The organism is Bifidobacterium oedipodis (genome assembly GCF_012932425.1).
Taxonomy (GTDB): Bacteria; Actinomycetota; Actinomycetes; order Actinomycetales; family Bifidobacteriaceae; genus Bifidobacterium; species Bifidobacterium oedipodis.
This window is the reverse complement of record NZ_JAAIII010000002.1, coordinates 193,747-217,916: the sequence shown is the minus strand read 5'-3', so window position 1 is coordinate 217,916 and position 24,170 is coordinate 193,747. Positions and strand designations below refer to the sequence as shown.

The window sequence follows — 24,170 nt, the reverse complement described above, 5'->3', positions numbered from 1 at the left end:
AGCATCCTTCTTGTTTCAGGGGATAAGCACTTGGCGCTTATCCACGTTGTCATCAATGATAATAGCGCATACCCTAGCGAAAAGCCGCATCTTATAAGGGTTTTCACATGTATTTGCCCGAAAGTCCCGCTTCAGACGAGATTATGGCGGTCCAACCACTTCATCGCGGCGGCACCCAGGGGCACACGCAGCCAGTAGAACACCACACGATGCAGCAGCGTGGCGGAAAGCGCCACACCCTGCGGCACACCCACCGCCACAAACGCGAATGTCAATGCCGCTTCCACACCGCCCAAGCCGCCGGGCGTCGGCACCGCGGAGCCCAGTGCATAGGCCAGCATGAATACGAATGTGGTTTCAATCGGATTCGATGAGTATCCGAATGCCAGCAATGCCGCCCAGAACGCCAAACCGGTGACTATATCCTGCAGCAGAGCGCCCAGGCAGCTGACGGTGAGCCGGCGCGGCTGCGACAATACGTCGAACAGTTGGTTGATGTAGGTTTTGGCCAACGGCATAAGTCGACGGGTTACCCAGTGACGCAGCGGCGGAATCATCATGGCCACAGAAAGTGCCGCCACCACAACACCCAGCACGATTACCAGCGTATTTGTTGGAATCGCACCCGAGAGCATGTTGCGGCCAGTGAACAGGCCGATCAGCACCAACATGGCGAAATACACCGCGTAATACACCACCAACACTGCGCTCATAATCGCGGTGGACTCGGTGTTGCGATAGCCGGATTTGCGCAGGAATTGCAGATTGATGAACGAAGGGCCCACACCAGCCGGCATGGATACGGTGGCGAAACCGCCAGCCACCTGGCTCATGAACACGCCCATATCGTCGCGCTTGGCCTTATCCATCAGCGAGCCCAACGATATTGATGAACCTATCCAACCGCCCACGCCGAGCATCAGCACCACCAGCGCCATCAGCGGGTTCGCACCCTGCACCGCGGCGATGATTTCTTCAGGTTTGAGCTGGGTGAACACCACCACTACGGCCACAATCACCAGCAGCATGGTCAGCATGGAACGCCAGGAGAAACGGGCCAATGTCACCGGTTCACCAGGCTCGGCAATCTCCTCGTCCACCAGGGCGGTCACTCGGGCACGCAACGTGTTCAGCAGCTGCTTATCCCAATGATCCAACGCACGGGTGGGGGAGGGAATCGCAACTTTCTGGATGAACGGGGCGATATCGTTGAGAGCGATGTCGCCCCAAGCCTCGCGTGCCGCCTCAATTGCGTTCTGCGGGCCGATCAGTGCGGCGAACAGCGTCAGCAGTTGCACCTTATCAAGCGCCGTATTGGCTGGGGCGGAGGCGTTGTCGCCGTTGATCCAGCCGGCGATCACAGGCGTGCCATCCTCAAGCCGGGCCAAGGTCTCAGGCGTGATGCGCCGGTGCGTGTAACCGCGGCGATTGGCTACGGACAGGTAGCGCATATAAGCCACGGCGTCAGCGCGGGTCAGCGTATTGAGATTGGCCGGCATGGCGACGGTGTGTGCGTCCAGCACCAGCACGGCCGATTCTTCGGTGTCCGCGATGCCATAGGGTGCAGGTGCCGGCAGCTTGATATTATGCAGGCCGAGCAGCATGGCGAGATGATGTTGCACGGCATCTCTGACGGAACGGTCGCGACGCATGGCCACGCCAGTAAACCGCATCCAATCCCACAATTGTTTGAGATAGCCGGCTGTGTGAGTCTGTGCGTCGATAACCGAAACAATGAACCGACGATTGTCAGCGGTTTCCAAGTCATAGATGCGCGAGCCTTCGACCAGATCATCATCCAGTGAGGCGGCCAGTGCACCATGGTTGGCGACGACAGGATCCTGATGGCGGATGAGGCGGCTCGTTTCCAGCCCGATGGTGCCCAGAAGGGATACCAGTTCGCTGCCCCATACGCCCTTGTTCTGCGTGCCGACGATGAAGCGAATCAGCATGCCCATGGTGCGGCCGGCCGCCATTGACACCAGCATGCCGGTGACTGAATGCCAAGACAGCACCACCATAACCGCGGCGGTGCCATACAGCATGTTCCAGCCCCATTTGACGCTGGATCGGGTGCGGCGGGGGCCGGCGACGGTCAGGAATGCAGCCATGCCGCCGTATATGTCGGGCAGCAGACCGGAACCATAGTTGGTAGCCGCGGAGACCAGCGCTGCGGACAGGGTGAAATCGGGCAGTGTGGAGATCAGCGAAGAGACGGACCACACCGTGCCATAGCCGATGAACATGGCGAGCACGGATACGGCTGTTTCTAGCCAGGCGCGGTTGGATAACAGCTGCACCAATGCGATAACCACGATGACGATGGTGGCCAATTGCGTCAGCACGGTGGAAGGGAAGTCGGCCAGCCAGTTGATGGCTTGGGCGGCGGTGTGCGCGTCTGATTCGACGCCGCGGGTCAGACCTCCCAGATATACGGCGAATACCATAACCACGGCCGCCATCAGCAGGGAAAGTCCGGCGCGCGTCAGATCGGCAAAGTCGCGTGTGCGCTTCGGAGCGATATCGTCGATAATCGGCCCGGTACTGGTTGTTTGATGTTCCTGTGGCGCAAGATACGAATTAGCTGGGACTGCTGGGGTGTCCACAGGGCTCCTTCCGTGTGTTCTGCGAATGAGCTACCGGTAACTTGGGGTATATGGGCTATAAGAGTGTGCCGAAAACGATTGCGGCCCCGCCTGAACATGGTCGGGGCCGCATCACAATTATTCGGCGAAGGCTTAACGGTCGAAGGCGACGAGCTTGTTGGCCACGCCGGTGTAGGTGGCGGGGGTCAGGGCCTTCAAACGTGCGGCGGTTTCGGGGTCGAAGGACTGGGCGTCGATGAACCGCTCCACATCCTCCTGGCTGATCGAGTGTCCGCGCATCAGCTCCTTGACCTTCTCATAGGGCTTGTCCATGCCGGGCAGACCCCTGAGCTCACAGGCGCGCATGGCGGTCTGAATCGGCTCGCCGAGCACCTCCCAGTTCTCGTCGAGTTCGGCGGCCATCACCTGCTCGTTCGGGTGAATGGAGTTAAGACCGCCCATGAGGTTGTTCAAAGCCAGCAGGCTGTAGCCCAGTGCCGAACCGATGTTGCGCTGCGTGGTCGAATCGGTCAGATCGCGCTGCCAGCGGCTTTCGACCAGCGTGGCCGACAAGGTGTCGAGCAGCGAGCAGGAGAGCTCGAAGTTCGCCTCGGCGTTCTCAAAACGAATCGGGTTGACCTTGTGAGGCATCGTGGACGAGCCGGTTGCACCCTTGACGGGTACCTGTGCGAACACCTTGCGGGAGATGTACATCCACACGTCCACGCACAGGTTGTGCATGATGCGGTTGGCGTGGGAGACGGTGCTGTAAAGTTCGGCCTGCCAGTCATGGCTTTCGATCTGCGTGGTCAACGGATTCCAAGTCAGACCCATGCGGTTTTCAACGAATTCGCGGGAGACGGCAATCCAGTCCACATTCGGGCAGGCGGCCAGATGCGCGCCGAACGTGCCGGTTGCGCCGTTGATCTTGCCCAGATATTCCTGGTTTTCGATGTGCTTGAGCTGACGGTTCAGGCGATAGACATAGACCGCAAGTTCCTTACCGAGCGTGGTCGGGGTGGCCGGCTGGCCGTGGGTCAGGCTCAGCAGCGGCATGTCGCGGTAGTCCTCGGCCTTGGCGGCCAGATGGTCGATAATCGCCGTGAATGCCGGGGTCCAGACCTGCTCCATGGCGTTCTTCACGCAACGGGCGATGGACAGGTTGTTGATGTCTTCGGACGTGCAGGCGAAATGCACCAGTGTTTTCAGAGCGTCGTTGATGCCGGTCAGCTCGGCGGGTGCCTTGTCGAACTGGTCGTCAATGTAGTATTCCACAGCCTTGACGTCATGATGCGTGACGGCCTCGTGAGCGGCATGGGCCGCAATGCCCTCGGCGCCGAAATTCTCGGGGATAGCGCGCAGGAATGCGATTTCGGCCTCGGTGAACGGCTTGACGCCTTCGATGATGGGCTGGTTGCCGTTGGCTTCGAAGCCGTTGGCCAGCAGAATCATCCATTCGACTTCAACGCGCATGCGTTCGCGGTTCAGAGCCGGTTCGCTCAGATATTCGACGAGAGCGGCGGTGGCCTTATGATAGCGGCCGTCCAGCGGGGTCAGTGCGATTGCAGGGGAAATGTCAGTAAGCTTCATAACTTCCTAGGGTACTTCCAGCCCAAGAATTGAGAGATCCTTTTGTTGTCCCGACTCCTTCCGGTGATGGAGATGCCTCGACTCCGCTCCGCTTCGCTCGGCATGACGGGAGAGTCCTTCATCATCCCAAGCGGGGACTCCATCATCCCAAGCAGGGACTCCATCATCCCAAGCGGGGACTCCATCATCCCGGGCGAAGGTTTCTCGTCATCCCGAGCGAAGTCGAGGGATCTCACCATCCTGTGAGAGAAACGCTCCTGTAAGGCCGGAGGTGACGACAATGACAGGCACGCGGATTCTGGTGGTCGAGGATGATGCAGATATCAACGAGGTCGTCTGCACCCGGTTGACCCGCGCCGGGTATACGGCCACAGCGGCATATTCGGGCTCCGAGGCGCGTATGGTGCTGGAGCGTGAACCCTTCGACCTGATCATCACCGATTTGATGTTGCCCGGAGTGTCTGGCGAACGTCTGATCGCCGAGCTGCGCGACCGCGGCTCCGGCGCGCCGATTATCGTGATTTCCGCCCGCGGCGCGGTTAATGACCGTGTGTCGGTATTGTCGATGGGCGCGGATGATTATCTCGTCAAACCCTTTGATCTGGACGAACTTGCGGCTCGTGTCGAATCCCAGCTGCGAGGTCGATCCTACGCATTTGCCACAGCGGAAAGACAAGTCAGCGCTGCACGGAACACACTGATGGTGGGCCGTTGGTCGGTGGACTCGGATGGTCGAACCTTCCAGATTGATGATGAGATGGTGCCGTTAACCAATATCGAATTCAATATCATCGAATTGCTGGCCTCGCACCCTGGTCGGGTATTTACCAAACAACAGGTGTACGAGCTGTGCTGGGGCGAGTCGTATCTGATCGACGACAACACCGTCACCGCGCATATTTCAAAGATTCGTGCCAAACTCAAACCTTCCGGCACCGACTCGTATATCCGCACCGTCTGGGGTTTAGGCGTCAAATTGGACATCGAGCCGAACGTCATAAAAAGTTAAGAAATGAGCAGCGCCTGCGCAAGAAACGCATTATAGCGTGAAACCCATCGGCAATGGACGTAAACAGGAATGGAGCAACGGCCATGGATGTGGTGACAGTTCGCGCGCTCGCCAAACGGTACGCGGGCAGGCGAGTGATTGACGATTTCGAGATGCATGTGCCGCAAGGTGCAATCTACGGATTCGTCGGCAAAAATGGCGCAGGCAAATCCACGGTGATGAAGATGATCGCCGGATTAGTGACGCCGACCGGCGGGGAGATTGCACTGTTCGGCGGGCAAACGCAAGGTATCCAACGTATCGGCATGCTGATCGAGAACCCCGGTCTCATGTCGAATCTGAACGCCTTCGACACGATGATGACGCAGGCGATCGCGTTCGGCGTGCCTGATCCCAAACCCGTCTGCCATAACTTGTTGGCACAGGTAGGGCTTGGCGATGTTGGACGCAAACCGGTCAAAGGATTCTCACTGGGTATGAAGCAGCGGCTCGGCATCGCATTGGCGTTGCTGGGAAACCCGGATCTGCTGCTACTCGATGAACCGTTGAACGGTCTCGATCCGGAAGCGGCCCGATCCATGCGCAATTATCTGGTGAATCTCAACCAAACCCGCGGCATCACCATTGTGATCAGCTCTCATGTGCTCGACCAGTTGGAGCGTATGTGCACGCACTACGGCGTGATCGCAAACGGCCGCATGATGCGTGAGATGACCGCCGACGACGTAACCCGCGAATGTGGACAAAGCCTGCGCGTGCGTACCGCCGACCCGACGAGAACGATGGCGCTGCTGGAGGATTGTCTCGGCTCAGACCGGAATCTGCCTTCGATTGGCGAGCGTATAGGCGCACAGACACGTCTCGTCGCCGAACCGGACGGGTCAATCATCATTTCCGGCGCGTTCGATGCTGACCAAGTGTTGAGCATCCTGCACGCCAATGGGCAGGAGGTTCGCGAGATGTCCGTGCAGTCCAAGGACATGGAGGAATACTTTGTGTCCCTTATGGAATCGCGCGGGCGCTGAAGAAGAGGGAGCAAGCCATGATCAACATATTCAAATCCGATATCTATCGTCTGATTCACGGGCGCAAACTGTGGGTGATGACCGCGCTGATCGCCGTGATGAACATCGGCCTGATTGCCCTGAGCTTCTATATGGTCCGGCATGTGGAGGGCGAACTCGATGCCGACACAGCGATGTTCGACTCCATGCGATTCGACAGCCATGCCATGCTGCTGAGCGAACTGGGCATCACCGACACCACGTTGAGCGTTCTGGCAACGATTTTTGCAGTGCTGGTTGTCAACGAGGACTTCGAAACCGGATTTATCAAAAACCTCGCAGCCGGGCGATCTATGGGAGGCTACTATGTCGGCAGACTGTTGACGCTGGCGGCGCTGACGGTGTGGCATACGCTGGTATACATCGTGTCCGCGGAGATCGGATTCGGTATATTGGGATTCCGATTCGACCAACGGGAGAATTGGGGCGTCTACTTCGGCTTTGTGGGGTTGGTGATGCTGGGCGTGTTCGCGATGTCGGCCGTTGTTGCCTTCGCCACATGGCTGTGTCGCAGCAGGGGAGTGGGCATTGTCACGATGCTTGTGGTGCAACCCATGGGGCCTGCGGAGGTCGCGTTGTTTACGGCCGCCCAGTTGTTCGATAAGCCGGTCTCGTCATGGTTCGCGAATGCGATGGAATGGCTGCCCTCCTACAATTTCTCGCAGCTCGACGCCACCGCCGCAATCGGCGGTATGCCGGTGTGGCTGCATGCGCTGATTGCCTTTGTCGGATGGATTGCGCTCGCCGGCGGTGCCGCTGTGCTGATCAATCGTCATCGCAGCGTGTGCTGAGATCCCTCGACTTCGTCCTTCGGACTCCGCTCGGGATGACGAACAAAGCCCGTTTCTTTTCGTTATCCCGAGCGGAGTCGAGGGATCTCATGCTGATGTGAAGGCATCTGTGGTAATTAGGATGGGCATATGGGATATGTGGTGGCGTTGATCGTGGGAATCGCGTGCGGTGCGCTGAGTATGGCGATGATGGTTGCCCGTGAACATCGGCGTGCCGCGCGATTCCTTGAACATCGGCCGGCCGGCAGCAACGCTCGTCTCAATGTGCAGGTGCCGGGGCAAGCATGGCGTGAACTGGCTAAGGCGATCAACTCCACGCTTGATGCAATCCAATCCGAACGCATTCGATCCATCGGAGAGCGTCAGGAATTTCAACGAGGCATGTCGGCTCTCGCCCATGACGTGCGTACGCCGCTGATGGGCGCACAGGGTCATATCCAACTTGCATTGGATGACCTTGCCAGCAAGTCTTGTGCCACTTCGTCCCACGAAGATGCAATTCAACACAATTCTGCAGAATGGAGCGGGGACAAGGAGGTGACGGTCCGTGGTGGTGATGGTAGTCTCGCCGAGTCTGGGGATGTACCTCAGTCCAGTCGGCATTTAACCGCGGCGCTGAATCGCCTAGCTGATATGCGTGATCTACTTGACCAGTTGTTCTCCTATGCACGGGCCAACGACCCTGATCGTGAACTCGATATCGAACCTGTGACAGTGTATTCGCTGGTCGCCGGCGTTCTTGTGGGACATTATCCCGAATTTGAGGAACGCGGATGGGAGCCGATAGTGGAGTTTGAAGACGAGGATTTTAAGGTCGAGGCGGATAAGGCAGCGCTGGTGCGCATCGTCGACAATCTGGTCATCAATATGTTGCGGCATGGTGAGGGTTCGCCGATGATTACACAACGCGGCCGTACTGTCACGTTTGCCAATACCCTCGATCGCGGTGTTGTCGCGTCGCTTGATCCAAATCGTCTGTTCGCACGGTTCTATCAGGCTGATGACGCCCGTTCATCAGGTGGATCTGGGTTGGGACTTTCTGTCGCCCAAACATTGGCTCAATCCATGGGAATGTCTTTGACGGCTCGATTGGAACGCACGGACGGTAACGGCGCGGGTGGGCAGCCTTGCCTAATCATCGAGCTGCGCGTTCACTAATTGATGTGCGCGTTGGCGGGATACGCCGAGAATGTCGCCGATCTGTTGCAGCGCTAGTCCAAGTCCATATAATTCCTGCGCAGCGGCGCGGGTTTCACGTGCGGCGCCGGCGCGTGCCTCGGCTTCGCACTTTTTCAGATGCCGTGCCTTATTAAGATGTTTCTGTACTGACTGCGGCAGACGCGTATCGAATTCCAGCCTGGCATGTGTTTCGCCGGACATCACTGTGATTAGATCGCGAGCCATTGTCTCGATTTCCTTGCTGGTCCGAGCTTGGGTGACGCCGATGCCGGGGATTTCGAGAATCCAATACTTCTTGCCGGGTTTTACAGTGATCCGATAGGTGTTCACGAACGCTTATTATAGTGTCAATCCCTTTGTTGACAAAACTGGTAAGTATGGGATTGGCAGTTTGGCTACGGGTGGACTGTGTGAATTGTGTGGTCCGAGCTTTGTAGGTATTTACATCAGTTGGAATGCTGACGTTAACATCTTGTTGTATATCATGAATGATGAGTTGCCGGTGGTTGGGAAGGGTATGCGCTCAGGGTTGAGTAATGAAAGGTGAGGCTCCCATGATGGTTTATGACGTTGTCTTTGTAGATCCCTTGCAGAAAATTGGTGGTTCGTGTGAATTATCTCGGTTACGATCCATCCATGACGTGAGCGGACGATGGCGCTAATTCAGCAGGGATTGGATACACTGCTTATGTTTCGCAAGTACCAGCACGATGCACGATGGCTATTGGACTGCCGTGCACGCATCAACCAAGCCATCATCGAGGCGTGCTGTTCCGTAGCCCCTAGGAAAGAGTAAGGAACGCTGCGACTCATGGCAGACCACTAAGAAGGGTGATGGCGAACAATTATGGCGCGTACGCCATCGTTAGGGCCTGGAATCTCAAACCATAGGAGGCTATAGCTATATGAACGATAATGATATCGCGGCTATGCTGCCGCAGTTGGTGGATCCGGCGACCGCCAGACAAGCCACGACGTTCATTCGCCAGACCGTAGGATTGGATGATCTACGTATGCTGGCCATCAGCTGGCAGGCATCCCAGCTAACACTCGCCGAATACCGCAGACGTGGCATTCCCGATACGGTGTTCGTAGATACTATGGAATGCTTCACCAGATTCTCGAATGAGCATCGCATAAGTTACGGTACATACGGATTCGACCGGGACTCATGGACATGGCGTCAGCTGAGTCTGCGGCTGTTTCGATTGGGGCAGTTGGAATTCGAATACCCATGCACTGCCGAGGATTCGTTTCTGCCGGGCGACGGCAAACAGATTAACATCCATATCGCCTCCAACGCTAGTATCGCGCCCGAAGCATGTGCGGATTCGCTGCGGCGAGCCAAGACGTTCACCGAGAGGTTTTTCCCGGAATATGCGGACGCGCCATATGCCTGCGATTCTTGGCTGCTGAGCCCCGAACTCGCCAAACTGCTGCCTGATGCTTCGAATATCATACGGTTCCAACGTATGTTTGATATCGTCGCCGTTCATCCCGAAGATAGCCATTGGCGCGAATGGGTATTTCAGCGCAATCCCGCTCCCGTAGCCGAGCTGCCGGAACACACGTCGTTGCAGCGCGCTATCAAACGGCATCTGCTGCAAGGAGGCTATATTGGTGCCGCCGTCGGTAGATTGAAGCCATGTGGAGACGAAGCATGATGCTGAGGGATATCCAGCCTGTGTTGGTAATTGATTTGGACTTCGGCCAATTCCATTAGGGAGTTGGCGACTGATATGCGTATTGGCGTTAGACGCCATGGCTAGGCAGCGGAAGTGTTACGTGCGTCTTCGGTCAGAGCGCGAGCGATGGCTTGACGTACATAGGTACTGGTGTCCATGTTCTGCTCTTTGGCAGCCTTCTTCACCCGTTGCCACAACATGTCGGTCATGCGGATGGCGTGAGGTTTCATCGGCGTGTAATCTGTCTGCTGCTTCATAGCTCGCCATGCCAAGGGCCTAATGGGAGTGATTATGGAGTGAGGAAAGCCCTGCTCGGCCTCATTCACCCACTGGTCAATCATTTCCTCTGTGATTAGAGTGCCATCTTCGGCGATGTACTCAGCCATGATTTCATCCTTTCCGTATCTGTTTGCGGAATGCTTTTGTGGCATAATCCGCGTGGAACACCAGTATCCGTCCGTCCTGCAGTTCGACATACAGCAATTCGATGCAGCGTAATTGTGCATCGAAACCGATGGTTGCTTTCCTTGGTGGATCGCTGTCCCGGTCGGTCCAACGAATAACGGCACCTCTCCAGCCTGTTTCATAAGCGCTGTGGATTTGTTCGGCGGTCAGACCGTGCTTGTAGGCGTGGGGATGAATCGTTATCCGTGTATCAGTAGTATAACGCGTCGTATTACGATGTGTATTACGCGTGTTGAAAACCATGATAATGATCACCTACCTATACAGAGGGTCAATGGTGTCGTGCCTGCGATCCGGGGTAAGCGTGGCAGCGTTTGTCATGCGGCCTTCGAAGTATTGGGTTTGTTTGAGTTGGCCGGCGATGATGGATTGGAAATGTTCTTCGTGGCGCTGCACGGCGGGCGAACCCAGGTCGGAGGCATTCTGATAGGCCGCCTGATGGTATTTGAGCCAATGACTGATTTCGCGACCGTCGGTGGCACCGGCGACCGGAGCAGCATCATACGGGGTGGAACCTGCGATCGGCGTGGCGCCCGGTGTGCATGAGCCGTTCTCATCGATTGAGCCTTCTGTAGCGGCCGGCGCGGGGGAGACGTGCCCTCGTATGGTCAGCCAATTGTCGGTGGCCGGGTTGGCGGCCCCATCAAGCTCAACCACCAGCTCGTCTTCGATTTCCACGCTGGTCACCCATGTTTTGCTTGGAATCGGATGATTCGCCACCGGAGATCCGGCGGTTACCACATGTTCGATGGAATACTCATCGGCCCAATCCGAAGCAAGCGTGGCGGCCACGATACCGCCCTGCGAATGCCCGATTAACGCCACCGGTTCGTCAGCACCGATGCCAGCCTGCCGCATGGCTTCGGCGACCATACGAGCGCTATCCGCTTGCTTGCGTTGTGCCTGATCCGCACTCGTCAACTCCACATTTTGCATCCATCCGAACGGCGAATCAGGTTGCCCGTCGGTGCCGGGAATCGTAACCAGCCACGCATTGGAACCGTCCACACGCTCATAACGCTGGATGGCGATGGTGCCATATTCAAGCCCACTGTTGAGTTGTATTTTGCCCAGCCTCTCCTCGGCGAGACGACGCAGATTCTCCATCGAATCGCCCACGGATCTGCTGGCACGCACGACCTCGCTGTTCGCGCGCACTTCGCGCACAATCAGATGATCGCCCTGCGCCAGGTTCTTCATTGGTGCGGACACGCCGGCGATTCTGCCAGCGGCCGTGTTCACCTCATTCGTATGGATCACGCCCTCGCCGATGGGGATGCCACCCACCATGGCACCGACACCGCTGAGCACGCCCTCCTGCAGTGGCGCGGTGAACGTGGACATCCACGCCGGGTTTGGTCGCCCATCAATGGCCCATCCGGCCAGCAAACCTCCTGCAGCGACTGCCGCTGTGCCGGTGAGTGCATATCCGGGTTTGGCCTGGGTGCCGGCTTGCAGCAATTCCCCGATAATGCGTCGGGTGGCCAATTCGGCTTCGGAATACAGCGAATGTGCGCGTATGAGCAGTCCGGCTGTGGCGCTGAGTTCTTCGGCCAGTTTTCGGCATGTGACTGCGTGGGCGTCGCAACGAGCGCTGAGCGAGGCAAAGGGAAGTGTTGTGTGACCGGGCGAGGTTGTGCTCGGCACTTCTGAAGACAGCACTGGGCACATGGGTGCGCTGGTGCGGTGCGCTTGCAATTGCAGCCCTACCGAACCCCAGGATGCTGCCAGGGCCATGAATCCCGCAGCCTCGTCATCCAAGGCTTTGGCGATGGCGGTATATTCCTCCAATGTGGCCGGCGCGAAACCTACTCCGCCATGGATGGATGACTCCACCTGCCAATAATCGTTGTGCTCGCTCATGGTGCACCACCAACCATGCGAACGGTGGCATAGACCTCATCGGATAGCAGCGATGCATTGGTCAGGCTCGTGCCTTGCCGGGAGCGGAACAGATCAGCGGCTTTGCCACTCCAAGCTATGGTGCGCGAACGATCGATGGCGGCTATGGCGCGTTCTGTTGAGGCTGAGGTGGAGGCGCATTGGATGCGTATGAGATCCCGACTGCGCTGCGTCGCCTGATGGCAGGGGCAGGTGCCGTAGTCGAACGGCGTCACCGTATTGCCGGCGAGGCCGCCTGTTGTATCAATAAGGGGTGCGTGAACAATATTCATACACCCAGCTAAAGGTAGCTGTGGCCAGCTTGTCCAGCTGAATCGACCTATGTGGAGAGAGCTTATCGTTTATCGATGAAGTTATCACCAAATGTTGTGGATAAGCCTGTCTGCAGGGTTTCATATCCACAACTGTTGTGGATAAGCCCGGTGTGTCGTCTGATTCGATTGTTACCCCGACAAACAGGATTCCCGTCGAGTGCCACAACAATCGAAACGAACCGAATCCGTTGGAACCCTGAGCGGTTGGGGCTGTCTATCTAGGCAGAGCTGCCAAGATAGATAAGGCTCCAAGATAAACGAGCCTGCCAGGATAAACGACTACCAGGGCTTGGCTTCTCCATTAGACGAAGTGGTGCCCGACTGCTGGTCCTGATTATTGCGACTGGTGGTGCCGTCGTTGTCTGAGCTGGTAGAAGGCTTGTTTGCCTGCATCAGCTCTTCAACCTGCTGGCGTTGCTCTTCGCTTAAACCGCCGGTGGATTTGTTATCAGAGGACTGCCCTGATTGTCCGCTTTGTGTTTGACCGTCAGTGCCGCCATTATGAAGCTGTTCCGCACGTTCAAGGGTGATGCGCGTCAGCTCCTGGGATAATTGCGCATTGGCATCGATGGCATCGCGGATTTGCGGCAACAGCACGGCACGCATGCTTCCCGCTTCGGCGAACTGCGCATCGGTTTGCTGCTGGCTGGCATTCAGCGTGTCCACATCTGTGCTCTCGTCCTGCGCGGCTTGAATATTCGCATTCAACGACTGGGTTGCCTGATTGAACTTTGCCGCGGCAGACAGGTTGATCGCAGCAAGCGACGCCACAACAATCAGCAGTGCCGCAAGTGCCGCGATGATGAGGCGAACGGCCAGCGGCGCGCGAGCATGATGCGTTGTCATAGCAGCCTCCTTGACGTTGTGATCCAAGCGCCTATCTCGAAGGCCAATAGCAAGGCCAACGCAATCGCCAGAGGCCACACCACCGCAGCCACGCGCGTGCGTTCCTTGGCGGTGGTGGTTACGCGCCAATCATTCGAAACTTTTGAGGAGACGGCGTCAGACACAGTATGCGTAGCATCCAAGGCCACATAACTGCCGCTGATTTCATCAGCGATGTCTTCGAGATTGCCGGCATCCATCTTGGAAATGCCGGGTTGGCCGGTATCAGGATCCGTGATCCACGAGTCGTTGGAATCCGTGTTTCCTGCGTTGGCGCCATCAGTGATCACGGGAATGCGCCCGCCTTCGGCGGAACCCACGCCCACGGTGAAACCATCATCCAGATAACGCCGTAGCGATGAGAAGGTACGGCGAGTTTTCGTCGATGTTTGTTCGCCGTCGCTGATCAGATACAGGACGATCGCATCATCTGGGTGTGCTTCGCGAATGGCCTTGGCCGTTAGCAGCAACTGGTCGATTGGCGTATCCAGACTGGATCCGGCCGACACGCCAGTGGATTCCACGGCCAGTGTATCGGCCCAATTATCGATGGCTGCAGAATCCGGCGTCAATGGCACATCAAGTGTGCCGGACGCTCCGAATCGTATGGCGGCGAAACTGGCATTCGCATAGGTTTGGGTTAAGTCGTGCACGGCCTGACGGGCGGCGTCGATGCGCGTAACGGTGTCGTCGGAACCATAATGGGCGTCGGCCACAGCCATGGAACCGGTGACATCCACCGCCACAATCACATCAGTGGCATTGACCGCACGCGACGTGGTGGTCGTCACCTGACTGGGCGTCAACATCATCACCGCTGCCAGCAAAAGCATCAGCGTGCGACGCACACAAGCCCATACGGTTTCATCGCTGGCGAACGCACGTCGGCGACGAATAAACAGAACGATTTCGGCTACAGCCATTATCGCCAGCAGTCCGGCCAACAGGCCGCCGGCAACCCAGCCAAGTGCGGGGGAGAAGGTGAATCCATTCATCGACGCAACCTCCAGACGCACACCATCCAGGCAATCAGCGCAATCGTCATCGCCAGCAGCCACGGGCCCGGCGCGTCAATCATCGCAGCCTTCGCCTTACTGTCGCTTTCCTGATCGCGGCGCGATTCGATATCGCGCACCAGTTCATCCACGCTCGTGCCATTCGACTGGGTGAGGAACACACCTCCGTGCGTTTCGATAGCTGAACGCATGTCAGCGGTGGTCTGATCCGATTCACTGGACTTCGGCCCGGAATATAGACCGTCTACGGTGATATTCGTCTGTTCGGTCAAATCCAATGCCTCAGACAAGGTATAGGTTGGCGTGCCAGACACCACATTGTCGGTGGCCAGCACGATTGAGGCGGCACGTGTGCGCGAATCGCCCTGTTCGTCGGTCTGCCCATAGGTGAAGCCGGGCAGCATCGCCGCGCAGGACACCACGCCGTCGCCGATCAGCGAGGTGGCATTCTTACGATTCTGCGTGCCCTCAAGCCAATCCGAAATCCGCTGGTAGTCTTCGTCGCTCATCTGATCGATGTCATCCTGCGATTGCACGCCCTTCAGCGCCTCGGAGGCCAGGGTGAGCTGCTCTCTGACCAATTCGTAGTCGTCGGTTAGGGGGAATACCGTGCGCGAAGTCGAGTTGAAAATGCTGAGGCCGATGCGTTCGCCTTGGAAATGTTCGATAAGTTTAAGATAGGTGTCGATCACTTCACGGTCATAAGGCAGCGTAGAACCGGACACATCCAGACACAATATGATGTCACGGCTGGCAGCACGTTCGTCACCTTCGTCGACCTGGCTGGGGCGGGCCACCATGGCGATAGATAGGCCCAGCGCCACTACCAGCAATGCAACGGACAGGCGCGACAGCGCACGCCATTGGCGCAACAGGCGTGAGGCGTGCTCGGTATTGAGATCATCGCCTAAAGAAAACACCACATGATCATCCGCGGACGGGCGCTTGCGCGAACACGCCACCACCACAAGTATGATAATCGCGCAGGCCACCAGTGCTGCGGCCAGCGCGGCCCATGGCCAATGCCATTGCAACATCACGCACGCCACCTTTCCACTAGTGTTGACACCCATTCGGCCGCCTGCTGCACCGAAGTCTGACCGGCCGTGCTATTTAGCGATGCATTGGCGAATTCAGGAGGGTACAGCGCGGCGATGGTTTGCCGCAGCGCATTCAGTCCCTCACGGTTCGAGCCAGTTCGATCCATACGGTTCAGATCAGCCAAGGTACTGGCCGACAATTGCGTATTACTGGCCGACGTGGCGAAGTCACGGGCGATGAATGCCAGTTGCACAAAGGCCTCCTGACGGCTCAATTCGCCGGCCTCATGACGGGCGACCACGGAGTTGATACGTTCGCGCCACACGGTTTTGGAACCAACGTCACGATGCGCGCCGCGCGTTGTGTTGCCTTTATCGGACTTGCGCCTTGGCTTAGACAATACAATCGCCAGAATCGCCAGAACCAGCGCCACCAGCAGACAAACAGCGATTACAGCGGTTAAGGTGCCGGTCAGCTCCAGCGGAGCAACCGGCTGCATATCCGCCGGTTCGATTGCAACAGACGGAGCGGCCATCACATACACGTTCATCGTCCACCTGCCAGATTCAATTCGGGCACAGCATGCAGTTGATTGCGCGTGCTGCGGGACAACGAAACCGACACCAAGCGCACAAACTGATTGAACATCGCCTCGCTGGAGGCTGCGCGAATCATATGCGAACCACAGCGTGACAATTCCTGATCCAACAGTGCCGCCATGGAGTTACGGTGCGTGCGCACCTCATCGGCTGCCTTGGCGCTGCGCAGAAACGCCGGCACACGACGTCCACTGAGCCCGTCCAAAACAGCAGGGCCTTTGCGGTCCGGCAGCGCAAAAGGATTAAGCGTAGCCACATTGATCAACACCACCGGATGAGTGCGAGCGATACGCCGTATAACAGTCAGATGGCGCTCCTCAAGCGCATGCTCATCGGTGGCCAGCACAATCATCGCCTGGCTGTCTTTGATACGACGGGCATAATCAAGCAGCGCATCAATATTGCGTCGATGTTCCCATCGCCGCTCCAACGCCTGATCCACAGTGCGTTCGAACTGGGCGAACCCTCCATGGAACGCAATGCGGGTGATGCTCGCCTCATCGCCGAACACCAATGAAATATCATCAGCGCGGCGCAGCGACAGGGCGGCGAACATGCGCAATGCGTTGGCCGCCACCTGCCAGGCGGTCTCGCCCGAGGAACATGTGCCGGTCATCTGACGTCCAACATCCATCAGCATCCACACACGCGACGTGGAGAGCCGTTCGCGCTGCACCACCATGGGTCGGCCCTGGCGTGCGGAAGTCTTCCAATCAATCAGGCGCGATTCGTCACCAGGCTCATAGGCGCGCACATCCAACACACCTCCGCTGCCGCCGCGGCGGCCGGAAGCATGCTCGCCTTCAAGCACACCCAACGCCTTGCGCACGGTTGGCAAGCTCAGCTGGGTGGTGAGGGCCTCGATTTTTCTGCGAATGGGATCGTCGATCACGGAACAGGAACCGTTTCGACGATGCTGTCGACAATCTGGTCGGACGTCACGCCGTCGGCCAGAGCCTCGAATGTCAAAATGATGCGGTGGCGCAACACCTCGTGGGCGAATGCCTTGATATCCTCCGGCACCACATAGTCGCGTCCGGCGAGCAGCGCATTGGCCTGGCCGATGCGTGTAAGCGCTATGGTGGCGCGCGGCGATGCGCCGAGACGCACCAACGACGCAAGCCCCTTAATCGGGCGGGTGCCGGCACCACGCGAGGTGGCGGCGAGATCAACCGCATACCGCATAATCGCATCCGAAACATGCGCGCGACGTGCGGCCTGGCGCAGGAATTCCACATCGCCCACGCCAATGCGCTCGCCAGTGATGGTGTCGGGGCCGATCATATCGGAACCGCGACGCGTGAGCATGGACAGCATGCGCGCCTCCTGTTCGGCCGTCGGATAGGTCATCACGGCTTTCATCATGAAGCGGTCCATCTGGGCTTCGGGCAGATTGAACGTGCCTTCCTCTTCGATGGGGTTTTCAGTGGCGATCACCATGAACGGCTTGGGCAGGCTGATGCGCTGGCCGCCGATGGTCGTCGCCCCTTCGGCCATTGCCTCAAGCATGGCGGACTGTGTTTTGGCGTTCGATCGGTTGATCTCGTCCAGCAACACGAAATTGGCGTGGATGGGGCCAATCTGCGTGGTGAACCGCTGGGAGGCGAAATCGAACACCTGGGTGCCCACCAGATCGGAAGGCATCAGATCGGGGGTGCACTGCACGCGTTTGAACGAGCCGGAAACGCAGGTGGCCAGAGTCTGTGCCGCCGTGGTCTTGGCCAAGCCGGGCACGGATTCGATGAGTATATGGCCGCCGGCCACCAGAGTGACGATTAATGATTCGCGCAGAGCATCCTGTCCGACCAGCGTCTGGGCGAATCGTGCGCGAATGCTGGCTGCCAGCGCCTGTGCGCGTTTGGTGTCATCAGCGCTCAGCGATACTTCCGTCATGGCCGCGGGCATGGTCGGCATGCCGGCAAGAGGCCGTGGAATCGCGGGCTGGGGAGGCATATTCGGTTGCGTGGGGAAGACAGTCATGCCCACCACTCTAACTACGCGTGCCGATTATCACTCCCCATTGTCTCTGTTCTATCACCGAATCTATGCCGCGGGCAGCGACCAATCGATCGGTCTGGCACCCATGCTCTCCAACGCCTGATTGGCACGTGAAAATGGTTTGGAACCGAAGAATCCACGCGAGGCAGACAAGGGTGAGGGGTGTGGAGATTTGATAATAACGGCGTTGGTGAGCAACGGTTCGAGGCTTTGCGCGTTACGCCCCCACAGAATCGCCACCAGCGGCTTGGGACGGCCTGTGGCCGGATCCACGCGCGCGTTGAGTGCGCGGATGGCGGCCTCGGTCACTTCCTCCCATCCTTTGCCCTGATGCGAGTTCGGGCGTCCGACGCCAACAGTCAGGCATCTGTTGAGCAGCATAACCCCGCGTTCGGTCCACGGCGTCAGATCGCCGTTGGCAGGCATCGGCACGCCGAGATCGTCGACCAGCTCCTTATAGATGTTGATTAGGCTTTTGGGCAGTGGTCGCACATTCGGTGCCACGCAGAAACTTAAGCCCACCGGGTGGCCGGGCGTGGGGTAGGGATCCTGTCCGACGATCAGCACTTTGATCGAATCCAGCGGGATGGTGAAAGCCCGCAGCACATTGTGGCTTGCCGGCAGCCAAGGGCGGCCGGCCGCGTTTTCGGCGCGCAGAAAATCTCCCATGCGGTGGATGGTCGGTTCCATATCCGCCAGAGCTTGGGCCCAGCCCGGCTCGACCAGTTCGCTTAACGGTTTGACGCTCATGGTTTCCCACTGTAGCGCTACCGTGCGGCCAGATGGCCATGGTAAACGTGCATATCCGGTGCATGGGACGCGGCACGATATGGTGTTTTACGTCTGGCCGGTTAAACTCGGGGATAGTTTTGCATGAAAGAAGGGCTGTTATGGCGCGTGACAAGGTGACCTGGGAATCGTACCAGCAGGACGTGTTCGACGATCCGCCAAGGGGGCCGGTGGGCGTTCACCGCGGCTCGCGACCTCTGCTGGTCAGGATGACGCCGTTCATCGTGGTCATCGTCGTGGCGGCACTGTGCGGCTTGGGTGTGTGGTTGGCGGTGTCTGGCGAATACCGCAACCTGCCTGGTCCGTGGGCGAATACGTCGCAGGCTTCCGGCAAGTCCAATACCTCCAAGACCTCCGATGATTCCGACACCAAGAAGTCCGGCAGCGATGCGGATGATGCCGATAGCGACGCTGATAAGGCCGATAAGACCGATGCGTCAGATTCCGCCAATACGTCAGATTCGTCGGCTCAATCCAATACCGCCGATGGTGACAACGCTGCGGCGAGTAACAGCGATGGTCAGAACACAGACCAGTCCGCTGACGGGCAGGCAAACGACACGCCGGTCTCTACGGTGAACAAGGGCACGCAGGTGAATGTGATCAACGCCACCGGTATTCAGGGATACGCCGGTCAGATGACCGACGTGCTTCAGCAGGCAGGCTATACGGCGGCCGTTCCGATGAATCCCAGCGGCGGCACCCTGCCTGGCTACACCGTGGTGTGGTACCAGAACGAAACCGATAAGGCCACCGCCGATGATGTGGCCGCCACGCTAGGCATCGGCACGGTAGAGCAGGCCAGCGGCATTGCCGCGCCGGTTACCGTGGTGCTGCTCAACTAGCACAAATACGCCGGTTGGCAATGTGAGCGTGCTCACATTGCTGCCCAATGTGTGGTCGGCTGGTCGCAATGTTCCTCACCCACGGCTACTATTGACCAATAGTCGCGAGGTAGGGGGAGCGCGATGCGGTTCTTTCTACGTTCCCTAGCATATTCGCGATGCCTATGGGAACAAAGGAAAGATCAGATATGGCACAAGGTATCGTGAAGTTCTTCCTTGCCAAGAAGGGGTTCGGATTCATACAGCCGGACGGCGGTGGCGAGGACGTCTTCGTGCACTACGCGGAAATTAAGGACGACGGCAGCACCAATAAGTTCAAGATGCTCTATGAAGGCGATCGTGTGGAGTATACGCCCTCGGACTCTGGCAAGGGTACGCAGGCGAAGAACGTCGTCAAGTTGTCCTCCGGCGAGGAACATACGCATCCAACGGCGTGAGTCGGCCCTGACTTGAAGTACAGGAGACTTCAGCCCCGCAGGCATTCATAGTGCCGGCGGGGCTTTTTCATGCCCATAGCGCAATCGGCGAAACCAATGTTGGCACTCGACGGCATCGAGTGCTAATGTCGCTGTTAGCACTCGGGGGTTGAGAGTGATAATCGGCAGCTGACGGCCGGTCGCCACGTCTCACCGCCCACGGGTGGAAACCGGACCATATAGCCATTTGGAGGACAAAACAACCATGGCAAAGATCATTGCTTACGACGAGGAAGCTCGTCAGGGCATGCTGGCCGGCCTCGACCAGCTCGCCAACACTGTCAAGGTCACCCTGGGCCCGAAGGGCCGTAACGTCGTGCTCGATAAGACCTACGGCGCGCCGACCATCACCAACGATGGCGTGTCCATCGCCAAGGAAATCGACCTTGAGGATCCGTACGAGCGCATTGGCGCCGAGCTGGTCAAGGAAGTCGCCAAGAAGACCGACGACGTCGCTGGCGACGGCACCACCACCGCTACCGTGCTGGCCCAGTCTCTCGTGCATGAGGGCCTGAAGAACGTGGTCGCCGGCTCCAACCCGATCGCCCTGCGTCGTGGCATCGAAAAGGCCGCCGAGGTCATCGTCAAGGAACTGGTCGCCGCTGCCAAGGATGTGGAGACCAAGGACCAGATCGCTGCTACCGCCACCATCTCCGCCGCTGACCCTGAGGTCGGCGAGAAGATCGCTGAGGCTCTGGATAAGGTTGGCCAGGACGGCGTCGTGACCGTGGAGGACAACAACCGCTTCGGTCTGGATCTGGACTTCACCGAAGGTATGCGCTTCGACAAGGGCTACATCGCCCCCTACTTCGTGACCAACGCTGACGACCAGACCGCTGTGCTCGAGGATCCGTACATCCTGCTGACCAGCGGCAAGGTGAGCTCCCAGCAGGACATCGTGCACGTGGCCGAGCTGGTTATGAAGACCGGCAAGCCGCTGCTGATCATCGCTGAGGACGTCGACGGCGAAGCGCTGCCGACCCTGATTCTTAACAACATCCGTGGCACCTTCAAGTCCTGCGCCGTCAAGGCTCCGGGCTTCGGCGACCGCCGCAAGGCCATGCTGCAGGATATGGCCATCCTGACCGGCGCTCAGGTCGTCTCCGATGAGCTGGGCCTGAAGCTCGACTCCATCGACGTCGACGTGCTCGGCCACGCCAAGAAGGTCATCGTCTCCAAGGACGAGACCACCATCGTGCAGGGTGCTGGCGCCAAGGAAGATATCGATGCTCGCGTGGCCCAGATCCGCGCCGAGATCGAGAACACCGACTCCGACTACGATCGTGAGAAGCTGCAGGAGCGCCTGGCCAAGCTGGCCGGTGGCGTGGCTGTCATCAAGGTTGGCGCTGCTACCGAGGTTGAGGCCAAGGAACGCAAGCACCGCATCGAGGATGCCGTGCGCAACGCCAAGGCCGCCATTGAGGAAGGCCTGCTGCCCGGCGGCGGCGTGGCCCTCGTTCAGGCTGCCAAGAAGGCCGAGTCCGATGAGGCCGTCACCTCGCTGACCGGCGAAGAGGCCACCGGTGCCGCCATCGTGTTCCGCGCCATCGAAGCCCCGATCAAGCAGATCGCCGAGAACGCCGGCGAATCCGGCGACGTGGTGATCGCCAAGGTGCGTGAGCTGCCCGACGGCGAAGGCTTCAACGCCGCCACCAACACCTACGAGGATCTGCTGGCCGCTGGCGTGACCGACCCGGTCAAGGTGACCCGTTCCGCTCTGCAGAACGCCGCCTCCATCGCTGGCCTGTTCCTGACCACCGAGGCCGTTGTGGCCAACAAGCCGGAGCCGAAGGCTGCTGCCCCGGCCGGTGGCGCTGACATGGGCTACTGATCGAACGGTAGACCATAAGGCCCTTACAAAGGCTGAATTAAAGGCTGCATAGCTGAGAGGCTCTCGCACCGCGTGTGAACTGCCTCCCATTTTTTGGACACGAGAAATGGGAGGCAGTTCAGTGTGCGAGAGCCTTTTTGTATGGTTATGCTCAGCCGACAGCGAACAGACGCGAAGCCGCAGCCTCCGCATCCGCATACACGCAGGAGGCCTGGGCCAGCGATTGCTGAATGGATTCCAGCGAAGCCTCCATCTGCTGCTGAGCCGCACGCCATTGCGCCACCACCGAAGTGAATTGGGTGGCGGCACCGCCGCGCCATGCCTCTTGGAGCGCATTGAGATTGGTGTACATGCCGCTGACTGCCTGCCGAATTTGCGCGACAGAACCGGCCACTGCGGCCGATGACGACTGGATCCGTTCCGAATCCACCTGATACTGAGGCATCATTGACTCCTTTCGATGGGGAAGCGTTACTGTGACGGCCGGCAATGCCAACACCGGCCGCTAATGTGGAGCGTATGGCATTCTCGAATTCAATGGAAGCAAAATCGACCGCTGTGCATCGAGGTTCGGCGCCCACCCCCAACAAGCCCCTCAATGCCATATACCAATGGCTTGTTTGCGCCATTTGCGCGGTTGCACTGGTTATGCTGAGCGGCCTGTGGATAACCCCAAACGCCTATGGGGATAACTCGTCGGACGGTTCGAATTCCGACAGCGGCACCAGTTCTGGCGTCACCATCACCGAGAACATCACCGACACCGAAAACCTGCTGGGCTCGCATGTCAACGAAGTCTCCGACGCCATCGACAACACCGAAAAGGAAACCGGCGTGCATGTGCACCTGCTGTTCCTTTCCAGCTTCAACAGCGAGCAGACTCCACAAAAGTGGGCCGCCAGCGTGCTGGAATCCACCGACCCCGATCCCAATACCGTGATGCTGGCCGTGGCTTCCAATGACGGCAATCTGGTAGTGGCCGTCTCATCCAACTCTGAGGAATGGCTTAAAAAGCAAAGCACCGTTGACGAGCTGTCTGCCGCCGCTCAGAAGCCGTTGATGGAAAGCACGCCGAACTGGGCCGGAGCGGCCACGGCCATGATGGATGAAATCGCCAAAGCCAAAACCACCGCAACCAGTTCAACAACGGTGATCATCGGCGTTGCCGTGATGGCAGGCGTGCTGGTGGTGCTTATTGTGGTCATTGTGGTGACGATGAGCATACGCCGTCGGCGCAAAGCCAAGGGTTTGCCCGCCTCCAAGCCGAAGAAAGGCCGCCATCGCGGCTGAATTTCAAGGCGGCATTCAGGAAACTTACAGTCAAACGGGCCAATCTGTAAACCATGAGCAAGCCTATTGAAGCATCGATTGTTGTTGTCGACGACGAGCCGTCCATTCGTGAACTGCTGGTTGCCTCACTGCACTTCGCTGGATTCGAAGTGAACACCGCGGCCTCCGGCTCCGAAGCCATCGAAGTCATCGAGAAAGTGCAGCCCGACCTGATTGTGTTGGACGTCATGCTCCCGGACATCGACGGTTTCACCGTCACCCGTCGCATCCGCCAGGAAGGCATCGATGCGCCGGTGCTGTTCCTGACCGCCCGCGACGATACGCAGGACAAGGTTATGGGCCTGACCGTAGGCGGCGACGATTACGTGACCAAGCCCTTCAGCCTGGAAGAGGTCGTGGCCCGCATCCGCGCGATTTTGAGGCGTACACGCGAACAGGTCGAAGACGACCCGATTATTCGCGTGGCCGATCTGGAAATCAACGAGGACTCCCACGACGTCACCCGCGCCGGCCAGCCCGTTGATCTGAGCCCCACCGAATACAAGCTGCTGCGCTACCTGATGGACAATGAAGGCCGTGTGCTGTCCAAGGCACAGATTCTCGACCATGTTTGGCAATACGACTGGGGCGGCGACGCAGCCATTGTCGAAAGCTATATCTCCTACTTGCGTAAGAAGGTCGATGGTATCGAATATGTCGGCGAGGACGGCGAAAAACGCAAGGTTACCCCGCTGATCGAAACCAAGCGTGGCATCGGCTACATGATCCGCGAACCCAAGAACTAACCTGCGGCCCTTGTGCCAGTAATGACCAGAT

At 58.4% G+C, this 24,170-nt stretch carries 25 protein-coding genes; 10 read left to right on the top strand and 15 right to left on the bottom strand.

Going from position 1 to position 24,170, the window contains the following annotated elements:
* Positions 1-131: 131 nt before the first annotated feature.
* Positions 132-2,606: a lysylphosphatidylglycerol synthase transmembrane domain-containing protein gene (locus tag G1C95_RS04220; RefSeq protein ID WP_335341400.1), complete on the bottom strand. Its 2,475-nt coding sequence runs from the start codon at positions 2,604-2,606 to the stop codon at positions 132-134.
* 132 nt (positions 2,607-2,738) lie between these two features.
* The gene (purB, locus tag G1C95_RS04215) at positions 2,739-4,175 is read right to left on the bottom strand and encodes an adenylosuccinate lyase (RefSeq protein ID WP_169171701.1); all 1,437 of its coding nucleotides are present in this window, start codon (positions 4,173-4,175) and stop codon (positions 2,739-2,741) included.
* A 280-nt stretch (positions 4,176-4,455) separates the two neighbouring features.
* On the opposite strand from purB, the gene G1C95_RS04210 reads away from it, so the two are divergent.
* The 4 genes from G1C95_RS04210 (at position 4,456) to G1C95_RS04195 (ending at position 8,197) form a co-directional block, all read left to right on the top strand.
* Positions 4,456-5,184 (top strand): response regulator transcription factor, encoded by a 729-nt coding sequence (locus G1C95_RS04210; RefSeq protein WP_169171700.1) that lies wholly within the window; start codon positions 4,456-4,458, stop codon positions 5,182-5,184.
* Between the two features lie 83 nt (positions 5,185-5,267).
* On the top strand, positions 5,268-6,209 hold the full coding sequence (locus tag G1C95_RS04205) for an ATP-binding cassette domain-containing protein (RefSeq protein ID WP_169171699.1): 942 nt from the start codon (positions 5,268-5,270) through the stop codon (positions 6,207-6,209).
* 17 nt (positions 6,210-6,226) lie between these two features.
* Positions 6,227-7,039: an ABC-2 transporter permease gene (locus G1C95_RS04200; protein WP_169171698.1), complete on the top strand. Its 813-nt coding sequence runs from the start codon at positions 6,227-6,229 to the stop codon at positions 7,037-7,039.
* A gap of 129 nt (positions 7,040-7,168) precedes the next feature.
* A complete protein-coding gene (locus G1C95_RS04195) occupies positions 7,169-8,197 on the top strand; it encodes a sensor histidine kinase (RefSeq protein WP_205832702.1) in 1,029 nt (342 codons plus the stop codon).
* On the opposite strand, the gene G1C95_RS04190 is transcribed toward G1C95_RS04195, so the two are convergent.
* Positions 8,171-8,548, bottom strand: a complete 378-nt coding sequence (locus G1C95_RS04190; protein WP_169171697.1) for a hypothetical protein — start codon at positions 8,546-8,548, stop codon at positions 8,171-8,173. The two genes, G1C95_RS04195 and G1C95_RS04190, sit on opposite strands and share 27 nt — an antisense overlap.
* A 575-nt stretch (positions 8,549-9,123) precedes the next feature.
* Here G1C95_RS04190 and G1C95_RS04185 point away from each other — a divergent pair.
* Positions 9,124-9,882 carry an acyltransferase domain-containing protein gene (locus tag G1C95_RS04185; RefSeq protein ID WP_169171696.1) on the top strand — a complete coding sequence of 253 codons (759 nt, stop codon included), beginning with the start codon at positions 9,124-9,126 and terminating at the stop codon, positions 9,880-9,882.
* A gap of 101 nt (positions 9,883-9,983) precedes the next feature.
* Here G1C95_RS04185 and G1C95_RS04180 read toward each other — a convergent pair whose 3' ends face one another.
* The 11 genes from G1C95_RS04180 to G1C95_RS04130 all read right to left on the bottom strand — a co-directional run bounded on the left by G1C95_RS04180 (position 9,984) and on the right by G1C95_RS04130 (position 18,873).
* A complete protein-coding gene (locus tag G1C95_RS04180) occupies positions 9,984-10,289 on the bottom strand; it encodes a hypothetical protein (RefSeq protein WP_169171695.1) in 306 nt (101 codons plus the stop codon).
* Positions 10,290-10,293: 4 nt separating this feature from the next.
* Complete coding sequence (locus G1C95_RS12390) at positions 10,294-10,611, bottom strand: hypothetical protein (RefSeq protein ID WP_205832701.1); 318 nt, start codon at positions 10,609-10,611, stop codon at positions 10,294-10,296.
* 12 nt (positions 10,612-10,623) lie between these two features.
* A complete protein-coding gene (locus G1C95_RS04170; RefSeq protein WP_169171694.1) occupies positions 10,624-12,231 on the bottom strand; it encodes an esterase/lipase family protein in 1,608 nt (535 codons plus the stop codon).
* On the bottom strand, positions 12,228-12,542 hold the full coding sequence (locus G1C95_RS04165; protein ID WP_169171693.1) for a hypothetical protein: 315 nt from the start codon (positions 12,540-12,542) through the stop codon (positions 12,228-12,230). The genes G1C95_RS04170 and G1C95_RS04165 overlap by 4 nt, the downstream gene beginning before the upstream one ends.
* A gap of 321 nt (positions 12,543-12,863) precedes the next feature.
* Positions 12,864-13,430, bottom strand: coding sequence for a DUF6466 family protein (locus G1C95_RS04160; RefSeq protein ID WP_240947416.1), 567 nt, complete (start codon positions 13,428-13,430; stop codon positions 12,864-12,866).
* Positions 13,427-14,464, bottom strand: coding sequence for a vWA domain-containing protein (locus G1C95_RS04155; protein ID WP_169171692.1), 1,038 nt, complete (start codon positions 14,462-14,464; stop codon positions 13,427-13,429). Before G1C95_RS04155 ends, G1C95_RS04160 begins: the two co-directional genes overlap by 4 nt.
* The gene (locus G1C95_RS04150) at positions 14,461-15,525 is read right to left on the bottom strand and encodes a VWA domain-containing protein (RefSeq protein ID WP_169171691.1); all 1,065 of its coding nucleotides are present in this window, start codon (positions 15,523-15,525) and stop codon (positions 14,461-14,463) included. The genes G1C95_RS04155 and G1C95_RS04150 overlap by 4 nt, the downstream gene beginning before the upstream one ends.
* The gene (locus G1C95_RS04145; RefSeq protein ID WP_240947415.1) at positions 15,522-16,076 is read right to left on the bottom strand and encodes a hypothetical protein; all 555 of its coding nucleotides are present in this window, start codon (positions 16,074-16,076) and stop codon (positions 15,522-15,524) included. The genes G1C95_RS04150 and G1C95_RS04145 overlap by 4 nt, the downstream gene beginning before the upstream one ends.
* Positions 16,073-17,017 (bottom strand): DUF58 domain-containing protein, encoded by a 945-nt coding sequence (locus G1C95_RS04140; RefSeq protein ID WP_169171690.1) that lies wholly within the window; start codon positions 17,015-17,017, stop codon positions 16,073-16,075. The genes G1C95_RS04145 and G1C95_RS04140 overlap by 4 nt, the downstream gene beginning before the upstream one ends.
* Positions 17,014-18,105 (bottom strand): AAA family ATPase, encoded by a 1,092-nt coding sequence (locus G1C95_RS04135; RefSeq protein WP_169171689.1) that lies wholly within the window; start codon positions 18,103-18,105, stop codon positions 17,014-17,016. The genes G1C95_RS04140 and G1C95_RS04135 overlap by 4 nt, the downstream gene beginning before the upstream one ends.
* 63 nt (positions 18,106-18,168) lie before the next feature.
* Positions 18,169-18,873 (bottom strand): uracil-DNA glycosylase, encoded by a 705-nt coding sequence (locus tag G1C95_RS04130; protein ID WP_169171688.1) that lies wholly within the window; start codon positions 18,871-18,873, stop codon positions 18,169-18,171.
* A gap of 140 nt (positions 18,874-19,013) precedes the next feature.
* Here G1C95_RS04130 and G1C95_RS04125 point away from each other — a divergent pair, with 140 nt between their 5' ends.
* From G1C95_RS04125 to groL, 3 genes are all read left to right on the top strand, one after another.
* Positions 19,014-19,757 (top strand): LytR C-terminal domain-containing protein, encoded by a 744-nt coding sequence (locus G1C95_RS04125; RefSeq protein ID WP_169171687.1) that lies wholly within the window; start codon positions 19,014-19,016, stop codon positions 19,755-19,757.
* A gap of 188 nt (positions 19,758-19,945) precedes the next feature.
* Positions 19,946-20,194 (top strand): cold-shock protein, encoded by a 249-nt coding sequence (locus G1C95_RS04120; RefSeq protein ID WP_169171686.1) that lies wholly within the window; start codon positions 19,946-19,948, stop codon positions 20,192-20,194.
* Positions 20,195-20,438: 244 nt separating this feature from the next.
* Positions 20,439-22,064, top strand: coding sequence for a chaperonin GroEL (gene groL, locus G1C95_RS04115; RefSeq protein WP_169171685.1), 1,626 nt, complete (start codon positions 20,439-20,441; stop codon positions 22,062-22,064).
* Positions 22,065-22,215: 151 nt separating this feature from the next.
* Here groL and G1C95_RS04110 read toward each other — a convergent pair whose 3' ends face one another.
* Positions 22,216-22,509: a WXG100 family type VII secretion target gene (locus tag G1C95_RS04110; protein WP_169171684.1), complete on the bottom strand. Its 294-nt coding sequence runs from the start codon at positions 22,507-22,509 to the stop codon at positions 22,216-22,218.
* Positions 22,510-22,724: 215 nt separating this feature from the next.
* On the opposite strand from G1C95_RS04110, the gene G1C95_RS04105 reads away from it, so the two are divergent.
* Complete coding sequence (locus G1C95_RS04105; protein WP_169171852.1) at positions 22,725-23,354, top strand: TPM domain-containing protein; 630 nt, start codon at positions 22,725-22,727, stop codon at positions 23,352-23,354.
* 53 nt (positions 23,355-23,407) lie between these two features.
* The gene (locus tag G1C95_RS04100) at positions 23,408-24,139 is read left to right on the top strand and encodes a response regulator transcription factor (protein WP_169171683.1); all 732 of its coding nucleotides are present in this window, start codon (positions 23,408-23,410) and stop codon (positions 24,137-24,139) included.
* Positions 24,140-24,170 lie beyond the last annotated feature (31 nt).

Coding starts and splice junctions, on each gene's coding strand:
- purB (WP_169171701.1), bottom strand. CDS start 4,175: ATGAAGCTTACTGACATTTCCCCTGCAATCGCACTGACCCCGCTGGAC.
- G1C95_RS04210 (WP_169171700.1), top strand. CDS start 4,456: ATGACAGGCACGCGGATTCTGGTGGTCGAGGATGATGCAGATATCAAC.
- G1C95_RS04205 (WP_169171699.1), top strand. CDS start 5,268: ATGGATGTGGTGACAGTTCGCGCGCTCGCCAAACGGTACGCGGGCAGG.
- G1C95_RS04200 (WP_169171698.1), top strand. CDS start 6,227: ATGATCAACATATTCAAATCCGATATCTATCGTCTGATTCACGGGCGC.
- G1C95_RS04195 (WP_205832702.1), top strand. CDS start 7,169: ATGGGATATGTGGTGGCGTTGATCGTGGGAATCGCGTGCGGTGCGCTG.
- G1C95_RS04185 (WP_169171696.1), top strand. CDS start 9,124: ATGAACGATAATGATATCGCGGCTATGCTGCCGCAGTTGGTGGATCCG.
- G1C95_RS04180 (WP_169171695.1), bottom strand. CDS start 10,289: ATGGCTGAGTACATCGCCGAAGATGGCACTCTAATCACAGAGGAAATG.
- G1C95_RS12390 (WP_205832701.1), bottom strand. CDS start 10,611: ATGGTTTTCAACACGCGTAATACACATCGTAATACGACGCGTTATACT.
- G1C95_RS04170 (WP_169171694.1), bottom strand. CDS start 12,231: ATGAGCGAGCACAACGATTATTGGCAGGTGGAGTCATCCATCCATGGC.
- G1C95_RS04165 (WP_169171693.1), bottom strand. CDS start 12,542: ATGAATATTGTTCACGCACCCCTTATTGATACAACAGGCGGCCTCGCC.
- G1C95_RS04160 (WP_240947416.1), bottom strand. CDS start 13,430: ATGACAACGCATCATGCTCGCGCGCCGCTGGCCGTTCGCCTCATCATC.
- G1C95_RS04155 (WP_169171692.1), bottom strand. CDS start 14,464: ATGAATGGATTCACCTTCTCCCCCGCACTTGGCTGGGTTGCCGGCGGC.
- G1C95_RS04145 (WP_240947415.1), bottom strand. CDS start 16,076: ATGAACGTGTATGTGATGGCCGCTCCGTCTGTTGCAATCGAACCGGCG.
- G1C95_RS04135 (WP_169171689.1), bottom strand. CDS start 18,105: ATGACTGTCTTCCCCACGCAACCGAATATGCCTCCCCAGCCCGCGATT.
- G1C95_RS04130 (WP_169171688.1), bottom strand. CDS start 18,873: ATGAGCGTCAAACCGTTAAGCGAACTGGTCGAGCCGGGCTGGGCCCAA.
- G1C95_RS04125 (WP_169171687.1), top strand. CDS start 19,014: ATGGCGCGTGACAAGGTGACCTGGGAATCGTACCAGCAGGACGTGTTC.
- G1C95_RS04120 (WP_169171686.1), top strand. CDS start 19,946: ATGGCACAAGGTATCGTGAAGTTCTTCCTTGCCAAGAAGGGGTTCGGA.
- groL (WP_169171685.1), top strand. CDS start 20,439: ATGGCAAAGATCATTGCTTACGACGAGGAAGCTCGTCAGGGCATGCTG.
- G1C95_RS04110 (WP_169171684.1), bottom strand. CDS start 22,509: ATGCCTCAGTATCAGGTGGATTCGGAACGGATCCAGTCGTCATCGGCC.
- G1C95_RS04100 (WP_169171683.1), top strand. CDS start 23,408: ATGAGCAAGCCTATTGAAGCATCGATTGTTGTTGTCGACGACGAGCCG.